Origin of the sequence: Bradyrhizobium sp. 153, from assembly GCF_023073835.1 — a bacterium.
GTDB lineage: Bacteria > Pseudomonadota > Alphaproteobacteria > Rhizobiales > Xanthobacteraceae > Bradyrhizobium.
Genome location: NZ_JADPKH010000083.1, coordinates 181713 through 199725 on the forward strand (window position 1 = coordinate 181713; position 18013 = coordinate 199725).

General features: G+C 65.5%; 22 protein-coding genes. 10 read left to right on the forward strand and 12 right to left on the reverse strand.

Annotated features, from left to right (window positions below; genetic code table 11):
• Window positions 1-117: 117 nt before the first annotated feature.
• Together IVA91_RS21465 and IVA91_RS21470 are read right to left on the reverse strand one after the other, a co-directional pair.
• A complete protein-coding gene (locus IVA91_RS21465; RefSeq protein WP_247277519.1) occupies window positions 118-1341 on the reverse strand; it encodes a DUF1501 domain-containing protein in 1224 nt (407 codons plus the stop codon).
• The gene (locus tag IVA91_RS21470) at window positions 1338-2894 is read right to left on the reverse strand and encodes a DUF1800 family protein (protein ID WP_247277520.1); all 1557 of its coding nucleotides are present in this window, start codon (window positions 2892-2894) and stop codon (window positions 1338-1340) included. Before IVA91_RS21470 ends, IVA91_RS21465 begins: the two co-directional genes overlap by 4 nt.
• 114 nt (window positions 2895-3008) lie before the next feature.
• Between IVA91_RS21470 and IVA91_RS21475 the strand changes: the two genes are divergently transcribed.
• Window positions 3009-3206 (forward strand): cysteine-rich CWC family protein, encoded by a 198-nt coding sequence (locus tag IVA91_RS21475; RefSeq protein WP_247277521.1) that lies wholly within the window; start codon window positions 3009-3011, stop codon window positions 3204-3206.
• Between the two features lie 162 nt (window positions 3207-3368).
• On the opposite strand, the gene IVA91_RS21480 is transcribed toward IVA91_RS21475, so the two are convergent.
• The 3 genes from IVA91_RS21480 to IVA91_RS21490 all read right to left on the reverse strand — a co-directional run bounded on the left by IVA91_RS21480 (window position 3369) and on the right by IVA91_RS21490 (window position 5230).
• A complete protein-coding gene (locus IVA91_RS21480; RefSeq protein ID WP_247277522.1) occupies window positions 3369-4067 on the reverse strand; it encodes a glutathione S-transferase family protein in 699 nt (232 codons plus the stop codon).
• 156 nt (window positions 4068-4223) lie between these two features.
• Entirely contained in the window at window positions 4224-4454 is a 231-nt protein-coding gene (locus IVA91_RS21485; protein WP_247277523.1) for a hypothetical protein, read from the reverse strand.
• Window positions 4451-5230 (reverse strand): sulfite exporter TauE/SafE family protein, encoded by a 780-nt coding sequence (locus IVA91_RS21490; RefSeq protein ID WP_247448716.1) that lies wholly within the window; start codon window positions 5228-5230, stop codon window positions 4451-4453. The genes IVA91_RS21485 and IVA91_RS21490 overlap by 4 nt, the downstream gene beginning before the upstream one ends.
• A 194-nt stretch (window positions 5231-5424) precedes the next feature.
• Between IVA91_RS21490 and IVA91_RS21495 the strand changes: the two genes are divergently transcribed.
• The 4 genes from IVA91_RS21495 to uvrB all read left to right on the forward strand — a co-directional run bounded on the left by IVA91_RS21495 (window position 5425) and on the right by uvrB (window position 10014).
• Window positions 5425-6339, forward strand: coding sequence for a LysR substrate-binding domain-containing protein (locus IVA91_RS21495; protein WP_247277525.1), 915 nt, complete (start codon window positions 5425-5427; stop codon window positions 6337-6339).
• 104 nt (window positions 6340-6443) lie between these two features.
• Window positions 6444-6668 carry a hypothetical protein gene (locus IVA91_RS21500; RefSeq protein ID WP_247277526.1) on the forward strand — a complete coding sequence of 75 codons (225 nt, stop codon included), beginning with the start codon at window positions 6444-6446 and terminating at the stop codon, window positions 6666-6668.
• 47 nt (window positions 6669-6715) lie between these two features.
• Window positions 6716-6943, forward strand: coding sequence for a hypothetical protein (locus IVA91_RS21505; protein ID WP_247277527.1), 228 nt, complete (start codon window positions 6716-6718; stop codon window positions 6941-6943).
• Window positions 6944-7035: 92 nt separating this feature from the next.
• Window positions 7036-10014, forward strand: a complete 2979-nt coding sequence (gene uvrB, locus IVA91_RS21510) for an excinuclease ABC subunit UvrB (RefSeq protein WP_247277528.1) — start codon at window positions 7036-7038, stop codon at window positions 10012-10014.
• 85 nt (window positions 10015-10099) lie between these two features.
• Here the strand turns inward: uvrB and IVA91_RS21515 are convergent, their stop codons facing one another.
• On the reverse strand, window positions 10100-10486 hold the full coding sequence (locus IVA91_RS21515) for a hypothetical protein (RefSeq protein WP_247277529.1): 387 nt from the start codon (window positions 10484-10486) through the stop codon (window positions 10100-10102).
• Between the two features lie 317 nt (window positions 10487-10803).
• Between IVA91_RS21515 and IVA91_RS21520 the strand changes: the two genes are divergently transcribed.
• From IVA91_RS21520 to IVA91_RS21535, 4 genes are all read left to right on the forward strand, one after another.
• A complete protein-coding gene (locus IVA91_RS21520) occupies window positions 10804-11223 on the forward strand; it encodes a nuclear transport factor 2 family protein (RefSeq protein ID WP_247277530.1) in 420 nt (139 codons plus the stop codon).
• A 258-nt stretch (window positions 11224-11481) separates the two neighbouring features.
• The gene (locus IVA91_RS21525) at window positions 11482-12393 is read left to right on the forward strand and encodes a hypothetical protein (RefSeq protein WP_247459113.1); all 912 of its coding nucleotides are present in this window, start codon (window positions 11482-11484) and stop codon (window positions 12391-12393) included.
• A gap of 319 nt (window positions 12394-12712) precedes the next feature.
• Window positions 12713-13135 (forward strand): hypothetical protein, encoded by a 423-nt coding sequence (locus IVA91_RS21530; protein WP_247277532.1) that lies wholly within the window; start codon window positions 12713-12715, stop codon window positions 13133-13135.
• A gap of 316 nt (window positions 13136-13451) precedes the next feature.
• Window positions 13452-13589 carry a hypothetical protein gene (locus IVA91_RS21535; RefSeq protein WP_247277533.1) on the forward strand — a complete coding sequence of 46 codons (138 nt, stop codon included), beginning with the start codon at window positions 13452-13454 and terminating at the stop codon, window positions 13587-13589.
• 30 nt (window positions 13590-13619) lie between these two features.
• Here IVA91_RS21535 and IVA91_RS21540 read toward each other — a convergent pair whose 3' ends face one another.
• From IVA91_RS21540 to IVA91_RS21550, 3 genes are all read right to left on the reverse strand, one after another.
• Entirely contained in the window at window positions 13620-13766 is a 147-nt protein-coding gene (locus IVA91_RS21540) for a hypothetical protein (protein ID WP_027545961.1), read from the reverse strand.
• Window positions 13767-13964: 198 nt separating this feature from the next.
• Window positions 13965-14447, reverse strand: coding sequence for a MaoC family dehydratase (locus IVA91_RS21545; RefSeq protein WP_247277534.1), 483 nt, complete (start codon window positions 14445-14447; stop codon window positions 13965-13967).
• Complete coding sequence (locus IVA91_RS21550; protein ID WP_247277535.1) at window positions 14447-14899, reverse strand: MaoC family dehydratase; 453 nt, start codon at window positions 14897-14899, stop codon at window positions 14447-14449. Before IVA91_RS21550 ends, IVA91_RS21545 begins: the two co-directional genes overlap by 1 nt.
• A 183-nt stretch (window positions 14900-15082) precedes the next feature.
• Between IVA91_RS21550 and IVA91_RS21555 the strand changes: the two genes are divergently transcribed.
• Window positions 15083-15379 (forward strand): DUF4282 domain-containing protein, encoded by a 297-nt coding sequence (locus IVA91_RS21555; RefSeq protein ID WP_247277536.1) that lies wholly within the window; start codon window positions 15083-15085, stop codon window positions 15377-15379.
• A 53-nt stretch (window positions 15380-15432) separates the two neighbouring features.
• Here the strand turns inward: IVA91_RS21555 and ychF are convergent, their stop codons facing one another.
• From ychF to IVA91_RS21570, 3 genes are read right to left on the reverse strand one after another with little or no spacing between them, the layout of a single operon-like run.
• Window positions 15433-16530: a redox-regulated ATPase YchF gene (gene ychF, locus IVA91_RS21560; RefSeq protein ID WP_247277537.1), complete on the reverse strand. Its 1098-nt coding sequence runs from the start codon at window positions 16528-16530 to the stop codon at window positions 15433-15435.
• 5 nt (window positions 16531-16535) lie between these two features.
• Window positions 16536-17141, reverse strand: a complete 606-nt coding sequence (gene pth, locus IVA91_RS21565) for an aminoacyl-tRNA hydrolase (RefSeq protein ID WP_247277538.1) — start codon at window positions 17139-17141, stop codon at window positions 16536-16538.
• A gap of 60 nt (window positions 17142-17201) precedes the next feature.
• On the reverse strand, window positions 17202-17924 hold the full coding sequence (locus IVA91_RS21570) for a 50S ribosomal protein L25/general stress protein Ctc (RefSeq protein WP_247277539.1): 723 nt from the start codon (window positions 17922-17924) through the stop codon (window positions 17202-17204).
• Between the last annotated feature and the right edge of the window lie 89 nt (window positions 17925-18013).

Genomic DNA, 18013 nt, shown 5'->3' on the forward strand with positions numbered 1-18013 from the left:
ATCTCCTGATGTCGCATCATTATCGCGTCATTGCGGGGCGCGCGGCAAGGCGCGGGCCCGGTATCCATTTTGCGATTCCGGGTTCGCGCTACGCGCCCCGGAAATGACGGGCTGTTATTACGCCACCAGCCCCTTCATCGGCTTTGCGGCGGCGCTGTCTGGAAACACCGTCTCCGCCAGCACGCGATCGGACAGGCCAAATTGTCCTTGCAGCACGCCCTTGATCACGGAGCGCAGATCGGTAGTCGGCTTGAGGTCGCGCCCTTCGTGGAGGTTGGCAAGCTTGAGGCCGGGCCAATCGGCGATGACGCGGCCGGCCTTCACCGCGCCGCCGGCGAGCAGCGCCATCGTTCCCGTGCCGTGATCGGTGCCGTCAGTGCCGTTGATGCGCGCGGTGCGGCCGAACTCGGTGGCGACGACGACCACCGCGTCGCGCCAGCGTTCGCCGAGCCCGCTTTCGAATTCGGCGAGCGCGCCGTCGAGGCCGCCGAGCAGGAAGGCGAGACGCCCCACAGGCCCGCCTTCATTGGCGTGTGTGTCCCAGCCGTCGAAGGCGAGCGCCGCGATGCGCGGACCATCGTCGGCCGCCATCAATCTTGCCGCGCCGTGCGCCACCTGGCGCATCTGCGCGGCTGCGTTGCCGCCCTTCGGCTTCATGTCGTCGCCGCTTGCGGCCTTGTCGAGCTGAAGGCCTTGCGCCAAGGCCGTCGCCAGCACGGGATCGCGATGGCGGTAGAGCTCGACGAGGCGCATTGCAGTGTCGTCGTCGGCCTGCGGCAGCGCGACCGGCGCCCAGCCGACGGTCGGCGCATTGCCGCGCAGCACCAGCGGCGTGGTCGGGCCGACAGCGAGGCCGCTCGATACCCGCTCGCCGCGCGGTAGCACTTCCAGCGCGCGATTGAGCCAACCGGACTGCACCCGGCCCGGGCCGGCATAGCCGCTTTCGAGCACGTCCTGGCCGTCGAAATGCGAGCGATCGCGATACGGTGTTGCAACGGCGTGGATCACCGCGGCGTGCTTGTCGCGGTACATGCGTGCGAACTCCGGCATGGCGGGATGCAGCGCAAAGAAGCTATCGAGCATGGTCGCGGGGTGTGCGCCGTCAGCCGTGAGCGCGATCGAGCCGTGCAGGCCGGCGTAATCGGGGTCGCCGATCGGGGCAACGGTCGAAAGCCCGTCGAGCGCGCCGCGCAGGATCACCACGACCAGGCGCGGATCGTGCCCGTCGGCGCCGCGTGCGAATTTCGGCAGGTAGGCCCAGGCCGCGAAAGAGGCGCCGCCGAGCAGGAGCCCGCGGCGCGAGGCGAGGAGCCGGTTCTCGACGCAGTCGATCATCGTCATCTCCGCTGCATTTCCGGCGACATCAGCAGCAGCGCCAGCGCCTGCTGCCGCGACTCCGCGCGCTCGATGGTTCGTCGCGTCTCGATGGAGGCCGCATCGGCTGCGGCGAATTCCAGCAGGTCGAGCGGATCGATGGTGTTGCCGAGCCGCGAGCCGATTTGCGCCGCGATATCGAGCCTGAGCTTCATGCCCTCGGGTGCGGCCCAGGCTGCATTGGTGTCGGGAAAGCCGTTGGGCCCGGCCGGCGACCATAGCGGTTGCCCGAGCAGGTTGAGGCCATTGAGATAACGGCTCGGATCTTCCGGCACGCGCGCGAGCAGCCGGCCGCTCGCGACCAGGAAATCGTAAGGCGAGCGCATCTTGGTCAGCGGCGCTTTCCACGCTTCGTCGGAATCGACCAGCGCCATGGCAAGCGCCTTGAGGTCGCCATCGGTCTTGACGAAGATGTCGCGCAACCGCGCAACGAGAGACGGCGGCGGATCATCGGCAACGAAGTGGCGGACGAACTTGGTGGCGATGAAATTCGCGGTCGAGGGATGGCGCGCGAGGTCGGCGAGCGCGGCCTCGCCTTGCGCGAGGCCCGCCTGGCCGTAGGTCTTGCCGAGCAGGATCTGCGGCCCCGGCTGATGCGCATTGACGTTGAACACGAAGGAGCCGGGCGCCCCCAGCTGCCCCTGGCGGCCGGCGAAGGTCCAGCCCGTGATGATGCGCGCGAGCGAGGTGACATCGTCCTGCGTGTAGCCGCCGCCGACGCTGAGCGTATGCAGCTCCATGATCTCGCGCGCCAGATTCTCGTTCAGCCCGCGCTTGCGGTTTTGCCCCGCACGCGAATCCGGTCCGAGCGATTGCTGGTTATCGAGAAAGAACAGCATCGCCGGATGCTGCTCGACCGCCTTGAGCATGTCGGCGAAACGCCCGAGTACGTGCGGCCTGATCGCCTCGCGCTCGAACGCGCCGGCCCAGATCCGCGCCAGCTCGCCCTTGCTCGCGGAGATGCAGAAATGGTTGGACCAGAACACGACGAGTCGCTCGGTGAAGCCGCACTCGACGAGGGTGGCCCGCTGCAACCGCGCCAGCGCCTCGGCGCGAAATGTCTTCTGGATGACGTTGAGCGGCTGCGGCGCGGGCTTTGCGGCGGGCGGCGCGCCGGGGCTGGGCTGCATGGCCTCCGGCTTCGCCGCGTTGTCCGCTGGTCTCGCATCCGCCATCTGGCCGGCGACCTCGCTTGCGGCTGCGTTCAGCGAGAGATTGCGGCGCAGGGCGGGCTTCTGATCGGCAGACGCTTGTGTCGGCGTTTCAGCGGCCGCCGTGGCCTTGGCGGCCTCGCGCGCCTGCTTGACCTCGTCCTGATAGGCGAACACCGCCTGCCCGAGCTGCGGCGTCGATTGCAGACCCGGCGCTTCCAGCAGCACGCCATTGGGACGCGCGAGCTCTGCCTTGACGAAACCGCGCGGGTCGGAGGCGGCATCGATGAGATCGCCGGACGCGCCGCCGCGGGCGCCGAAGCCGAAGCGGTTGAGCGCAACGAGGGCGGCTTGCGAATCACGGGCCATCGGTCTGTCCTTCGCGCGCCGGGAGCCGCTTTCCGAGTCCGTGCGCAAGGCATAATATACCGCAGCGGCCAATGAACCCGACATGAAAATGACGGCCTAGCTTCGACGTAAATCATGACAAATCAGCAAGAATCTGCGTTGCCAGAATCCCGGCGCCTCGCCTGCTCCCGCTGCGGCGCCGAGTTTGGCTGCGACCTCTCGGGCAGCTGCTGGTGCGCGGAGGAGACGGCAAGACTGCCAATGCCAGTCGAGGGCGAGGATTGTTTGTGCCGGGCATGTTTGCGGCAGGCGGCGGCGAGTGCTGCTCGTTAGGCACGAGAGCCGACCACGTTTTCCGTGTCGTGAGCCGGGAGGACCCATTACCCCGGCGAGCACGCCACGAAAATTCCCCGTTCGGTACCGTACCGCAAACGATCGATAGATCACGCGAGATGGGCCCTGGCGTCGCCAGGACGACGATGGAGGGAGCCTACCCTACACCGCGAATCCCGGCGACCTGCGCGCCATGCCGTCGAACGCGTCGAGCAATTTTTCCCGCCACGCATAAACCGGATCATCGGCTTCCAGAAGCTTGAACGGGCTCACCACCCGCGCCCATTGAAAACCGCCGAACACGATATAGTCGGCGTAGTTGGGAGCGGCGCCGCCCAGATAGGGCTGCTTCTTCAATGTCTGCCGCATCACCTCCAGCGACTTGCGGAACGCGATCACGCCGGTGTCGCGGCTGGCCATGACCTGTTCCAGCGACTTGCCGCCGAAGCGTGCCTCGCGCGACTGGCGGAAATAGGCGGCGTCGACCTCGGCGAGGTTCTTCGGGATGTCGGCGACGATCAACGGAAAGATGCCGCCGACGATGGCGATGTCGCCGAAGGTATTGATCATGCGCGCCATCGCGCGACCGCCCTCGCCGCCGAACAACGATGCACGATCCGGAAAACTGTCTTCGAGATAATTCGCGATGGTCCACGAATCGACCACGGGCTTGCCGTGATGCAGCAGCACCGGGACTTTCTCGGAGCCATGCGGCGCAAGCGCGCTCTTCTCGGTGAAGCGCCAGGGCAGCGATTCCGCCGTCAGCTCCTTATGCGCGAGCGCCATCCGCGTGCGCCAGCAATACGGGCTGAACGGGCGCGCTGCGTCGGTGCCGACGAGTTCGTAGAGTTTGAGTGACATGAGAGGCCTCCGCTTGCTCCGTCATGGCGAGCCAACGGTGCCGCGCGAAGCGCGACCCGATGACAGGCTCCGCGAAGCAATCCAGGCTGCGCGGCAGAGACATTCTGAATTGCTTCGCTTACGCTCGCAATGGCGATGTCGAGACGGAAGTGCGCATCACCGCCGGTTCGTCCGCAGCAGCTTCTCGCCGCCTTCCGTCACTGCGATGATCAGCCCGATTCCCGGCACCATCTTCCGCGCGACATAGCCGCGCTCAGTGGCGTCTTCCCAGATGGTAAGGCGCGGGCACGAGGTCTTCCAGGTCGCGATCACCTCGGCATAGGCGCGCGGCTCGCGTGCGACCCATTCGACGAAATCCAGCACCAGCGGATCGGCGGTCTCGCTCATCGCAAACCTCCCTTGTCGAAGGCGACCGCGACCTCCGTACGCAGCAGGAGCCAGCCGCCATAGGCGATGTAGTAGCAGGCGATGGTGGTGATCAGCTTGTTCGACCAGGCTACGAATTGCTGGTCGGTCATGGCTTCAAGGATGCGGCGCGCCAGTGTGGTGCCGAGCATCGATGCTGCGATCGCGACGCCGGCGAGGACGGGATCGAGGCTCGCCGCCTGGTCGATGATGCCGCCGAAATAGACCAGCTTGGTGAAATGGCTGACCAGCTGGCACATCGCCTTGGTCGCCACCTTCTCGCGCCGGCCGAAATCGCCGCCGAGGAAGAAGGTGTCGAGCAGCGGGCCGGAGACGCCGGTCATCAGCATCAAGCCCATGCAGATCGAGCCGTAGACCGAGCCCTGCCAGACGCTGTCGGGGTTGGGCTTGATGTTTGACGGCAGCAGCCGCGCCATGAACGGCGTGATACCGAGCAGCAGCAGCGCGACCGGCTTGTCCGGAACGTAGCGCGTGAGCGACCAGGCCGCGAGCGCGACCGCGCAGCCGGCGAGATAGTTCGCGACCGGGCGCCAGCGGATATGCGCGCGCCACAAAAACGCACGCCAGCCGTTCGAGGCCATCTGCGTGATCGCATGCAGCACCATGGCCGCCGGCAGCGGCATCAATGCCAGCAACACGCCGATCAGGATCAGCCCGCCCGCCATGCCGAACAGCCCGGACAGGAACGCGGTGGCGACCATCAGCATGCCAAGGGCAGCGATCACGATGGGCGCCACGAAAGGATTCTCCTCAACATAGGTAAGGGACGCAGGCTGCTGGCGCTGCCTCGCCTCGCTTGCGGCGAGAAGCGAAGAGCGCTGCGGCTGCCCGAAATCAACTTAGAATTACACTCGTTCTTGTGCCTCGCTTGCCCCCCACGTGCAAACTGAGTTATCTTGGCCTGGCATCAGCTTTCCTGAGGGTCGGGCATTTGCGGCGGCTGCTGTTTCTCAACGGCATCAAGGCATTCGAGGCGGCGGCGCGGACCGGCAGCTTTGCCGCGGCCGGGCTCGAGCTGAACGTGTCGGCCGCTGCCGTCAGCCGCATGGTGCATCTGCTGGAGGAGCGCCTCGGCCTCGCGCTGTTCGAGCGCAAGGCCAACAAGCTCGTGCTGACGCAGGCCGGCCGCGCCTATCAAAGCGGGCTGACGCCGATCTTCGATGCGCTGGCGCGCCTCACCGCGCAGGTGACGGCGCCCTCCAGCGTGCGCGTGCTCACCATCGGCGTCGGCCACACCTTTGCGATGCGCTGGCTGATCCCGCGCCTGTCGGAGTTTCGCAGCGAGGAGCCCGACATCGAGGTGCGCTTCACCACCGGCGGCGCCTCGGTGCCGTTCGGCGAGGACTGGAGCTGCGGCATCAAGCTCGGCACCGGCGACTGGCCCGGCCTCGTCGCCGAGCCGCTGTTCGCGGGCGACCTCACGCCGGTCTGCGTGCCGCGCCTTGCGAGCGGCCTGAAGCGGCCGGCGGATCTCAGGGGACCGAGCCTGATCCGCGTCGCGCATTCGCCGGAGGACTGGCCGCTCTGGCTCAAGGCCGCGAACCTGGCGCGCATCAACGCGCGCGGGCCCGAGTTCCAGTTCTACGGTCAGGCGCTGCAGGCCGCCGCGGACGGACTCGGCGTTGCCATGGGCATTCGACCCTATATTGACGACGATCTCGCCGCCGGACGGCTGGTGGCGCCGTTCGATCTCTCGGTGCCCAAAGGCATGCGCTGGTACCTGCTCTATCGCAGCTTCCAGACCGAGCAACGCGACTTCGCCGCGTTTCGCCGCTGGATCATGCGCGCGGCGTCGGAACCGGCGCGTCCGGCGCGGCGACTCGGTCGTGCTGCGGCGCGGAACTGACGCGCTCGGCAAAAAAGCCTCGCGGCTTGTGAACGGCTTCACATCCCGGGATTCGCAAATGTGGTCCCCTGACCCTCTGACAAAAAAACGTGGGACCGACAAGAATGACGACCCTCTACGACGGCTTTGACATCGAATCCTTCGAAGCTGGAAAAGGACTGTGGCACGCCCGCATCCGGCGCTCCGATTTCAGCCCGCTTGCAATCGACGGCGTGCTGTTTCCCGCCATGGAAGTCGGCCTCGCCTGGCCCGACCGCGACGCCGCGATTGCCGATGCCAAGCAACACATCGATCGCTTCCGCCGCCGGGCCGACAGCGACGACGAATAGCGTCCGCGGGCGGACCAGCGGCGGGGCGCCGCAAGGGGGAACCGGTCATGTCTATCACCGAAATCGGCTCAGTGCGGCCGCGGATCTATGCGCGCGCCGTGCTGTCCAACTACCCGGAATGCGACGGCGATCTCATGGTGCTCCGTGTGATCGGCGGTCGCGCTGGATGCGAGTACTGGACCATGCGCTGCACCGATTGCGGCGGCATCCATCTAGACATCCTTGAGCCGAATATCGCGGCTGAGGATGACGAGGGGCCGCTGCCGGCGGGGTGACGCCAAGCCTGCTGCCAACCTGCTGTCAGCAGGCTGCATAGCGGCGGGCATTCGCTCTTTCCTGAGAGGCGGACTCGTCCCATATTCGCCCTATGGCGAAGAAACCTGCATCCTCCGAAAAATCTGGCAAATCCCCGAAGACCAAGGCTCCGAACTCGAAGGCGCATCGCCCCGATGTGCAGCCGATCGGGCCGGCGCTGGCCGAACTGCTCAATCCTGCGATCAATCGCGGCGATGCGGGCCTGGGATCGGGCACCGGGCTCCAGCCGCCGCCGGACAATTCGCGCGATCGCCGTGCCGGGGGCGAGGCCGCCGCGCATCGCGCGCGCGCCTCGACGCCGAAGGAGTTTCCGCAGGATACGGCCAAGAACATTACAAAGCCGATGCCGCTGCGTACCAATCCGCAGCCGGCTGGAGCGCGCGCACCCACCGAAGGCTTCGACGAGGCGCCGCAGGCCAATTACGGAACCTCGGCCACGATCCCGACACTCGATCCGGAACTGGCGCGGCAGCTCGGGCTGCCAACAGAAGAAGACGATGCCGAGGCGCTGGCGCGGCCGCCGCGCTCAAAAATGGAGGCGCTGGGCGTCAAGGCCACCGCGGATGCGTTGGAATCGCTGATCCGCGAGGGCCGCCCGGAATTCCGCAAGGACGACGGCTCGATGCGGATTTGGACGCCGCACCGGCCACCGCGCCCGGAAAAGTCCGAGGGCGGCGTGCGCTTCGAGATCAAGTCGGCCTATGAGCCCAAGGGCGACCAGCCGACTGCGATCGCCGAGCTGGTCGAGGGCATCAATCGCAACGACCGTTCGCAGGTGCTGCTGGGCGTCACCGGCTCGGGCAAGACCTACACCATGGCCAAAGTGATCGAGGCGACGCAGCGCCCCGCCCTGATCCTGGCCCCGAACAAGACCCTCGCCGCCCAGCTCTATGGCGAGTTCAAGAATTTCTTCCCTGACAACGCGGTCGAGTACTTCGTCAGCTACTACGACTATTACCAGCCGGAAGCCTACGTCCCACGCACCGACACCTATATCGAGAAGGATTCCTCGATCAACGAGCAGATCGACCGCATGCGCCACTCAGCGACGCGCGCGCTGCTCGAACGCGACGACGTCATCATCGTCGCCTCGGTGTCCTGCATCTACGGTATCGGGTCGGTCGAGACCTACACCGCGATGACCTTCGCGCTGAAGAAGGGCGAGCGCATCGACCAGCGCCAGCTCATCGCCGATCTCGTCGCGCTCCAGTACAAGCGCACCCAGGCCGATTTCACCCGCGGCACCTTCCGTGTCCGCGGCGACGTCATCGACATCTTCCCCGCGCACTATGAGGACCGCGCCTGGCGCGTGAACCTGTTCGGCGACACCATCGAGAGCATCGAGGAGTTCGATCCGCTCACCGGCCACAAGCAGGACGAGCTCGAGTTCATCAAGATGTATGCCAACTCGCACTATGTGACGCCGCGGCCGACGCTGGTGCAGGCGATCAAGTCGATCAAATCAGAATTGAAGCAACGGCTCGACCAGCTCCACGATCAGGGCCGCCTGCTCGAAGCGCAGCGGCTGGAGCAGCGCACCACCTTCGACCTCGAGATGATGGAGGCGACCGGAAGCTGCGCCGGCATCGAGAACTATTCGCGCTATCTCACTGGGCGCCGCCCCGGCGAGCCGCCGCCGACGCTGTTCGAATACGTGCCCGACAACGCGCTGATCTTCGCCGACGAGAGCCACGTCACCATCCCGCAGATCGGCGCCATGTTCCGCGGCGACTTCCGTCGCAAGGCGACGCTGGCCGAATACGGCTTCCGCCTGCCCTCCTGCATGGACAACCGCCCCTTGCGCTTCGAGGAGTGGGACATGATGCGGCCGCAGACCATCGCGGTGTCGGCGACGCCGGGCGGCTGGGAGCTGAACGAGAGCGGCGGCGTGTTCGTCGAGCAGGTGATCCGCCCCACAGGTCTGATCGATCCTCCCGTCGACATCCGCCCCGCCCGCACGCAAGTGGACGATCTCGTCGGCGAGGTCCGCGCCACCGCGCAGGCCGGCTATCGCTCGCTGATCACCGTGCTGACCAAGCGCATGGCGGAGGACCTCACCGAATATCTGCACGAGCAGGGCATCCGAGTCCGCTACATGCATTCCGACATCGACACCATCGAGCGCATCGAGATCATCCGGGATCTCCGCCTCGGTGCGTTCGACGCGCTGGTCGGCATCAACCTCTTGCGCGAAGGCCTCGACATCCCCGAATGCGCGCTGGTCGCGATTCTCGACGCCGACAAGGAAGGTTTTCTGCGCAGCGAGACCTCGCTGATCCAGACCATCGGCCGCGCCGCGCGCAATGTCGACGGCAAGGTGATCCTCTACGCCGACCAGATGACCGGTTCGATGGAGCGTGCCATCGCCGAGACCAACCGCCGCCGCGAAAAACAGGTCGAGTACAATACTGCCAACGGCATCACGCCGGAGAGCGTGAAGAAGCAGATCGGCGACATCCTCAACTCCGTCTACGAGCGCGACCACGTGCTGGTCGAGGTTGGCGGCCACGACATGACCGATGACGTCATCTCGATCGGCCACAACTTCGAAGCCGTGCTTGCCGATCTCGAAACAAGGATGCGCGAGGCCGCCGCCGATTTGAACTTCGAGGAAGCCGCGCGTCTGCGCGACGAAGTCAAGCGCCTGCGCGCCACCGAGCTCGCCGTGGTCGACGACCCTACCGCGAAGCAGCGCACCGTGCAGGGCAAGGCCGGCGCTTATGCGGGCACGAAGAAGTACGGCGATGCTGCGAACTTGCCGGTCAGTGCCATGAAGAACAAGAGCGCCGTAACGGCGCTCAAGGCCGGCAGCGGCAAAGGCTCCCGCGTGCACAAGCCGCATCTCGACGAGATGCACGGCCCGGAATCGCTGCCCTATCGCGAAAGCCCGAGCCTGCCGTCAAAGCCGTTCGGCAGCACCAGCCGGATCATCCAGCCAACCGACTCGCGGCAGTCGGGACCGGAGTTCGGGCCGGCGCCGAAATCGACAGGCGGGATGCCGGGGCGACGGGGCGGGTGGAAGAAGAGGTAGGCGGCGCATCCGCGCCGCTGATCGCAGTGGATTCCGGGCTCGCCGGTTTGCGGGCCCCGGAATGACGAGAGGGATAGCCCGCTCCTCACCCGACGCTCGCCGTCACCACCGCCATTACCGACAGCAGCAGCACGATGGTCACGAGCTGGAGCGAGGCGACCGGCTGGGTGCGCCATGCCGTGATCTTGCCGGCGAGCGTCAGATGGGCCTCGAAGAATTTTGGCTCGTAGACAGTCTTGAAAAAGGCCGGGAAGCTCGGGCCGAAGGTCACCGCGAGCAGCGCGTGGGCGAGCGAGGCGACAGCGACGAAGATGGCGACGCCGGGGTCGCCGACGAGGTCGTGGTCGCCGACGAGTTTGAGCAGGAAAGCGGCGGCGGCGAAGGTCGGGAAGCTCTGCAGCGTCGCGGTCAGCGCGAGCCCTTCGACCGCGTTGTGCAGGCGGGACTTTCTGACGGTGGCGATGGCGGCCATGACACGTCTCCCTGATGACATGGGATGACGTTAGGCGCGATGGTGGAGAGGTGATGTGAGACGGGTCACGCGGCCCTTCCCCGCTGTTGTCCGCTGAAGGGGGCGTCCGCGATCCGAGGAATCTAACCGGCAAGCACCGGGAAATTGCGGGACTCTATTATCTCACAAATCGCATTCAATGGTGCATTGCGAAAACGTGAATTGCGTTTTGGCCGAAATCCCGTAGTTATTTGTACACGAACGAGCTGAGCCCCGGCACCTTACTGTGCATGGGGTTGTTTTCCGTTTTTTTTGCAGCCAGCTTCAGGACAGCCCAAATGACAGAGCACAGCCTCTGGCGTTTCTCGCGCGCGTTGCATGGCGCGATCAACGACCGGCAGTTCAGGGATATCGAGGCCCTGATCGACGAGGACGTCGAGTGGGCCCTGTACGGCCCGATCGACATGTTTCCGTTCCTTGGCGCGCGCCAGGGCAAGGACGCCGTGCTCGACGTCATCCGCCAGCTCGCCGACAATTTCCACGTTCGCCGCTTCGACCGCGAGAGCATCATGCTCGGCGTTGATTCAGCCGCCTCGATGCTGCGCTATTCGCTGACGGCGCTCGATTCCAACAAGCAGTTCGCCCAGTTCAGGGCGGGAAAGCTCACCAGCATGCGGGTACTGATCGATACGTTCGACCTGGTCGAGCAGGCACTCGGCCGCGCCATTCATCTGCCGAAGATGAGCCGCGCCGGCTGAGGGGGACGCCAACGGGTCCCGCTGTTCGGGACCGATGACGACGCTCACATGACGCCCTGGCTTCCAGCCCCGCCGGATGCGGTCGTGTCACAGCTCGTCGTCGGGCGCGCGCCTTTCGCGCGGCCCGTTGGTTCGTTATGCGAGGCGAGCCGCCACAATTTCGTGACGATGGATCAGCATCTGTCGCGCGGAATGGCGCACGGCCGAAGGCCGATATATATTGTTGGAAAGCGTGCGCTGGGGTTCGCGGGCAGGACGATGGAATTCTCGACAGGGTTTGGCCGGACCAGGCTGCCGTTGCTGGCGGCCGCATTCATTCTGGGCTCCGTGCTGACGGTCTCGGCACAGATCATTCCATCCGCGACGATCGCGCCTGACGATGAGGCCGAGACCCAGGCGGCGCAGGCCCCCGACGTCAATGACCCCGACGTGCTCAAAGGCATCGACGTCGACAAGCTCGACTGGAGCCAGCTCGCGGTCGATGCCGGCACCGGCATTGACCCCATGGCCGCCAAGAAGCGCGCCCAGACCGCGGCCAAGGACGGCCTGGCCTGGTCGTCGAATCCAAATGCAAACGGCTCCTCGGCGGTGACGGTGAAGCAATCGGTGTTCTCGTTCTGGGACACGCGGATCGGCGCCGACATGACGGTGACGAGCGAGCCGCGGACGATGTCCGAGTTGCTGGCGCAGAAGGCCGCCAATGGCGGCAGCCTACCGCAATCCTCCGGCAGCGCCTGGGCGGCGGCGACAGCGCCGGGCGCGGGCTCGATCTGGGACAAGACCGCGGTGGAAGCCCGGGTCGATCCCGGCACCGAACACAGCAAGATCGGCGCCTCGTTGACCAAGTCGGTGCCGCTGTCGGGCGACACCTCGCTGACGCTCCAGAACGGCTACAGCGTCAACCAGCAGGGCACGACCGCCGTCCCCGGCATCGGCGGCCACGTCATGCGAAATTACGAGACCGATCAGACCGCCAAGATCACCCTCACCGACACCGGCACCAGCATTACCGCCGGCCAGACGCTGTCGACCACCGACGACAAATGGCTGCGCAAGTTCGGTGCCGAGCAAAAGCTGTTCGACAATGTCACCGTCTCAGGCTCGGTCGGCGAGACCTCGCAAGGCGCGATCAACAAGAGCCTGACGGCCGGTTTCAAGAAGAGCTGGTAGGGCGAGCCGCCACTTCCCCTCATCCTGAGGGCGCTCCGAAGGAGCGCGTCTCGAAGGATCGAGGGCTCGCTGCTACAGCGGGGCCTGCATGGTTCGAGACCCGCGCGAAGGGCGCGCTCCTCACCATGAGGGGATGGCTTGCCGTCGCGGTTCCCTATTCACATTCTCCTAACCATACGCCACGGCAAAACCCCCGAATGGTCCGCCCTTGCCGCATCTCGGCCCATTTGCGGTCAAAATCGGACGCCCTAGTCGCCAAAATAGACGTCGTCGTGCGGGGGACACTCGCGCCGCGCTCAACGCGAACAGGGGAATAACGATGAACGCCATGCGTCCGGAAAAGACCGAAACCACCGAGACCGAGACGGTCGACACCAACCTCGCCGCCGTGACCGAGGTCGAGGCCGGCATCCGCGATTTCGTCCGCAACGACATCGCCTATCTGCGCCGTCCGGCATCGACGACCACCGACGCGCCGCCGCTCGACCCGAGCGCCGAAGCCACCGTCAACAACGTCAACTCGCTGATCCAGCGCGTCGCCGGCACCTCGCTGGCCGAGATCGAGAACTTGATCTCCGAGCTCGAGAGCCTGCGCGACCTGCTCCATGCCGAAGGCCAGCGCGTCCAGCGCGAGATCTCCGGCTACGCCCAGCTCAGCCAGGCCGCGATGAAGTCGACCCGCATGATCGCCGACAACGTCGCGCAGTGGAAGCGCGCCGCCGACGGCCTGCGCAACAGCTGACCGCGAAGCACCGCATCATCGGCCGCCGCGTTCCCGGAAGGGGAGCGCGGCGGTTTTGATTCATGGGGCATGTGATAGGTGCGCACACGCGCCGACATGATAGGTGTCGTCGCCCGCGCAGGCGGGCGATCCAGTACTCCGAGACAGTGCCAGGATACGGAGGGGCTGCGGCGTACTGGATGCCTTCGCGGGGCACGACAGCGGAGGATGTGGCAGCACGGGCGTGACAGCGTAGGGTGTTTGAACCCTCCATCCTTCCCCAGCGACCAATGCCAAGCGTCGATGGCCGTCTTACGGCCTGGCGGGGGGACATGTCATGGAAAGCATTCGGCCCGATAACACGGACCCTATATCGCTGCGGCCGGCACCGAATCAGCTCGGCACGATCATGCTGCGCTTTGTCGGATTGCTGGTGGTTGCGGTCGCGGTGCTGGCGTTCGTCTACAGCCGCTGACGCGCGGCGGCCCCGACAAGTAACGAACTCTTACCGAGCGGCTTCCACGGTCGAGGCTTCCAGGGTGTAGGCGCCATCGGCATAGCCCTTCACCACCATGCCGGCAACCAGCATCACGGCCAGCGTCGCGGTCGCGAAGATGAATCCGACAAACTTGAGTGCGCCGCGATCTGCCATGGTCCTCGTCCCCTGTCCTCTGCCCATTCGTTTCAAATAGACAGCGACAGGTTCATAATTAGTTAGCACCTCACTGGTTCCGCCAAACTGCTTCGCGGTAACCATATCGCGCAGGCTTATGACAGCCACGCCGAATCGCGTCCATAGCGCGCGGGCAACACTCGCGCACTCAATTGGACCGTTCATCCTGGAACAGATCTAACCACCGTTCGTGCGCATCGGCACAAAGGCTGAGGCGGTGATGGAATAGACCTCCTCGCCGCGCTGGTTAGTGCCGGTGGTGCGAGCCGTCAGAATGCCCCAGCCGGGACGCGAGGCGGAGGTGCGCTTGTCGATGACGACGTTGACGTAGGCGACCGTGTCGCCGGCAAGCACCGGCCTGATCCAGCGCAGATCGCGAAAGCCCGGCGACGGACCCCACACCGCAACTTCCTCCTCGCGCGAGGCGGCTTCCCGCGCCAAGCGCTGGCCGTCGGCGACAAGCAGGCTCATGCAGGCCGAGCCGACATGCCAACCGGAGGCGGCGAGCCCGCCGAACAGCGAGTTCTTGCCTTCCTCCTCGTCGAGGTGGAAGCGCTGCGGGTCGAACTTGGCGGCGAAGCTCTTGATGGACTCCGCTGTGAACGTATAGGTGCCGATCTCGCGGCGCTGGCCGATCTCGATATCCTCGAAGAACCGCATCAGGCCGTCCCCTCGCGCCGCTTGATCAGGATCGGCGAGGTCATCTCGGCGAGCGCCTGCCCCGCAGCGTTGCGCACGGTGCATTTGAACTTGACGATGCCGAGCTCCGGGCGACTTTTCGAAGTGCGCGCCTCCACGACGTCGACGTCGAGCATGAGGTCGTCGCCGGGCCGGAGCGGAGACAACCAGCGCACCTCGTCGACGCCGGGCGAGCCGAGCGAAGCCGCGCGCGTAATAAAACCATCGGCCATCATCCGCATCATCAGCGAACAGAGGTGCCACCCCGAACCGGACAGGCCGCGCAGCATGCTTCTAGCCGCCGCCTCCTCATCGAGGTGCATCGGCTGCGGGTCGAACTCGGCAGCAAAGGCCAAAATCTCGTCGCGAGTGACATGGCGCGGGCCGAACGTTCCGAACCGCCCGGGCGGGAAATCTTCGAAGGTCAGGGTCATCTTGGGATTGGTTCGCGGAAATGACAGATTGTGGCCGCACTTTGTGGCAATCTCAACCCGCGGGCCCGCATGGCTCGTGCTACATTCGATGCAGCGGGGTTGGTCTTGAGTCGGATCAGCCGAAAGTCAGGATCATTTAGCAAAGCCGGATCTGGCAAAAGCCGCTTTGCCCTGGGGAGAACGATGTTTTCATTCAGCGACCTGTTTCAGTGGGACCGCTTCATCACACCGACGATCATCAAGACCTTCTACTGGCTGGTAATCGCGCTGATCTGCCTGTTCGGCCTCTCCGGCGTCTTCTCCGGCTTGGCTGCGATGGCGATCAGTCCGTTCGGCGGCTTCCTGGTGCTGCTGTCGTCGATCGCGAGCGTCGTCGTCGGCGTGGTGTTCTCGCGCATCCTCGCCGAGCTGATCCTGATCGTCTTCCGCATCAACGAGCATCTCGGCGCGATCAGGGACCAGGGCGGCGGGGTGCGGTGAGCCTTGTCATTCCGGGCTCGCGCAAGACGCGCGCCCGGAATGATCGCTTCAAATTACGTATTAAACCTGAAATGCATCACGTCGCCGTCGGCGACGACGTATTCCTTGCCTTCGAGCCGAAGCTTGCCGGCATCGCGCGCGCCGGCTTCGCCGCCGAGGACGACGTAATCCTCATACGCGATGGTTTCGGCGCGAATGAAACCCTTTTCGAAATCGGTGTGGATCACGCCGGCCGCCGCCGGCGCCTTGGTGCCGCGATGGATGGTCCAGGCGCGCGCTTCCTTCGGCCCCACGGTGAAATAGGTGATGAGGTCGAGAAGCCGGTAGCCGGCGCGGATCAGACGGTCGAGACCGGCTTCTTCGAGACCCAATGTCTCCAGGAAGTCGGCGCGTTCGTCCCGCGAGATGGTCGCGATCTCCGACTCGATCTTGGCGGAAATGACGACGGCGACGGCGCCCTCCTTGGCGGCCTGCTCCTCGACTGCCTTGGAGAACGAATTGCCCGTTGCGGCCGAGCCTTCCTCGACGTTGCAAACGTAGAGCACAGGCTTTGATGAGAGCAGCCCCAGCATGGAGAAGGCGCGCTCCTCCTCGGCCTTGCGCTCGACGAGGCGGGCGGGCTTGCCGTCGCGCAGCAGCACCAGGGTGCGGTTGACGAGGTCGAGCTGCTCCTTGGCGTCCTTGTCGTTGCCCTTGGCTTTCTTCGAGAGGTTGTCGACACGCTTCTCAAGGCTGTCGAGGTCGGCGAGCATCAGCTCGGTCTCGATGGTCTCGATGTCGGCGAGCGGGGCGATCTTGCCCTCGACGTGGGTGATGTCGGAATCCTCAAAGCAGCGCACCACATGCGCGATGGCGTCGACCTCGCGGATGTTGGCGAGGAACTGGTTGCCAAGGCCCTCGCCCTTGGACGCGCCGCGCACGAGGCCCGCGATGTCGACGAAGGTCAGCCGGGTCGGAATGATCTGACCCGATTTGGCGATGGCGGCGAGCTTCTCAAGCCGCGGATCGGGCACGGCAACCTCGCCGACATTCGGCTCGATGGTGCAGAACGGATAGTTCGCAGCCTGCGCCGCGGCCGTCTCGGTCAGCGCATTGAACAAGGTCGACTTGCCGACATTCGGCAATCCGACGATCCCGCATTTGAATCCCACGAGCGTTATTCCTTGCCGTTGTCGTCCTTGATCAAAAATCCCTTTGCCTGCATAGCAAGGTGCACCCTGTTGGCGAAGGTCGCGTCGGTGCCCTTGGCAAGCAGCGGGGCGTGCTCGGCGACCGCTTCGCAGAGCGTCGCCACCCATTCGTTGTCGCTCTTGGCGAAGTCCGACAGCACGTGGCCGTGCACCAGCTCCTTGACGCCGGGATGTCCGATGCCGAGCCGCACCCTGCGATAGTCGTTGCCGATATGGGCCGAGATCGAACGCAGGCCGTTGTGCCCGGCAATGCCGCCCCCGATCTTCACCCGCACCTTGCCCGGCGGCAGTTCGAGCTCGTCATGGAACACGCTGACGTCGCCCAGCGCGATCTTGAAGAAGCCGGCCGCCTCCTGCACGCTGCGACCGGAATCGTTCATGTAGGTCGTGGGCTTGAGCAGGATCACGCGCTCTGGTCCGAGCATGCCTTCCGAGGTCTCGCCCTGAAAGCGGCGGCGCCATGGCGCAAAGCCATGACGCCGCGCGATCTCGTCCACGGCCATGAAGCCGATATTGTGCCGGTTACGTGCGTATTTCGCGCCGGGATTGCCGAGCCCAACAAAGAGTCGCATGACGCGGCGCGCCCCTCGCTCGGCGCGCGATCCTGGGGACCGCGCGCCAGCTTTGAGAGATTACTTCTTCTTGTCGCCGCCGGCCGGAGCCTTGGCAGCCGCTGCCGGAGCAGCAGCACCCGCAGCCGGCGCAGCCGCCGCCGGAGCAGCAGCACCCGCGACCGGAGCCGCACCACCCGCCGCAGCCGCAGCTGCCGCCTTCTGCTCTTCGGCGTAGCCCGACGGCGGCACGATGGTGACGAGGGTCGCGTCCTCGCGGGTCAGCGCCTTCACGCCGGCCGGCAGCTTGACGTCGGACAGATGCAGCGAGTGACCGATTTCAAGCGAACCGACGTCAGCCTCGATGTATTGCGGGATGCTCTCGACACCGCATTCCAGCTCGATCGCATGCGCGACGATGTTGACGGTGCCGCCGCGCTTCACGCCGGGCGAGCCTTCCGCCTTCACCACGTGCAGCGGAACGCTGATGCGGATGGTGGCGCCTTCGCCCAGCCGCATGAAATCGACATGGATCGGGAAGTCCTTGACCGGGTCGAGGTGATAGTCGCGCGGAATCACGCGGTGCTTCTTGCCCTCGAGGTCGATGTCGACGAGCGTGGTCAGGAACCGGCCCGCGAGGATGCGCTGACGCAATTCGCGATCTTCAATCGAGATCGTCACCGGGGGCTGGTTGTTGCCGTAGATCACTCCGGGCACTCTGCCGGCGCGACGCTCAGCCCGGGCGGCCCCCTTGCCGCTCTTCGGACGTGCGGTCGCCTTCAATTCCTTGACGGTCGTCGCCATGTCGTTAAGTCCTTGTTTTTGCAAAAGTTAATGGGCCGCAGCGCGGCCCATGGCAGCATCCGCAGCAAGCCTCCAGGGGTGCGGGGGCT

What these genes read in the sequence shown, in the direction of transcription:
- IVA91_RS21465 (WP_247277519.1), bottom strand. Translation starts at nt 1,341, where the DNA reads ATGACGATGATCGACTGCGTCGAGAACCGGCTCCTCGCCTCGCGCCGC.
- IVA91_RS21470 (WP_247277520.1), bottom strand. Translation starts at nt 2,894, where the DNA reads ATGGCCCGTGATTCGCAAGCCGCCCTCGTTGCGCTCAACCGCTTCGGC.
- IVA91_RS21475 (WP_247277521.1), top strand. Translation starts at nt 3,009, where the DNA reads ATGACAAATCAGCAAGAATCTGCGTTGCCAGAATCCCGGCGCCTCGCC.
- IVA91_RS21480 (WP_247277522.1), bottom strand. Translation starts at nt 4,067, where the DNA reads ATGTCACTCAAACTCTACGAACTCGTCGGCACCGACGCAGCGCGCCCG.
- IVA91_RS21485 (WP_247277523.1), bottom strand. Translation starts at nt 4,454, where the DNA reads ATGAGCGAGACCGCCGATCCGCTGGTGCTGGATTTCGTCGAATGGGTC.
- IVA91_RS21500 (WP_247277526.1), top strand. Translation starts at nt 6,444, where the DNA reads ATGACGACCCTCTACGACGGCTTTGACATCGAATCCTTCGAAGCTGGA.
- IVA91_RS21505 (WP_247277527.1), top strand. Translation starts at nt 6,716, where the DNA reads ATGTCTATCACCGAAATCGGCTCAGTGCGGCCGCGGATCTATGCGCGC.
- uvrB (WP_247277528.1), top strand. Translation starts at nt 7,036, where the DNA reads ATGGCGAAGAAACCTGCATCCTCCGAAAAATCTGGCAAATCCCCGAAG.
- IVA91_RS21515 (WP_247277529.1), bottom strand. Translation starts at nt 10,486, where the DNA reads ATGGCCGCCATCGCCACCGTCAGAAAGTCCCGCCTGCACAACGCGGTC.
- IVA91_RS21520 (WP_247277530.1), top strand. Translation starts at nt 10,804, where the DNA reads ATGACAGAGCACAGCCTCTGGCGTTTCTCGCGCGCGTTGCATGGCGCG.
- IVA91_RS21525 (WP_247459113.1), top strand. Translation starts at nt 11,482, where the DNA reads ATGGAATTCTCGACAGGGTTTGGCCGGACCAGGCTGCCGTTGCTGGCG.
- IVA91_RS21530 (WP_247277532.1), top strand. Translation starts at nt 12,713, where the DNA reads ATGAACGCCATGCGTCCGGAAAAGACCGAAACCACCGAGACCGAGACG.
- IVA91_RS21535 (WP_247277533.1), top strand. Translation starts at nt 13,452, where the DNA reads ATGGAAAGCATTCGGCCCGATAACACGGACCCTATATCGCTGCGGCCG.
- IVA91_RS21540 (WP_027545961.1), bottom strand. Translation starts at nt 13,766, where the DNA reads ATGGCAGATCGCGGCGCACTCAAGTTTGTCGGATTCATCTTCGCGACC.
- IVA91_RS21545 (WP_247277534.1), bottom strand. Translation starts at nt 14,447, where the DNA reads ATGCGGTTCTTCGAGGATATCGAGATCGGCCAGCGCCGCGAGATCGGC.
- IVA91_RS21550 (WP_247277535.1), bottom strand. Translation starts at nt 14,899, where the DNA reads ATGACCCTGACCTTCGAAGATTTCCCGCCCGGGCGGTTCGGAACGTTC.
- IVA91_RS21555 (WP_247277536.1), top strand. Translation starts at nt 15,083, where the DNA reads ATGTTTTCATTCAGCGACCTGTTTCAGTGGGACCGCTTCATCACACCG.
- pth (WP_247277538.1), bottom strand. Translation starts at nt 17,141, where the DNA reads ATGCGACTCTTTGTTGGGCTCGGCAATCCCGGCGCGAAATACGCACGT.
- IVA91_RS21570 (WP_247277539.1), bottom strand. Translation starts at nt 17,924, where the DNA reads ATGGCGACGACCGTCAAGGAATTGAAGGCGACCGCACGTCCGAAGAGC.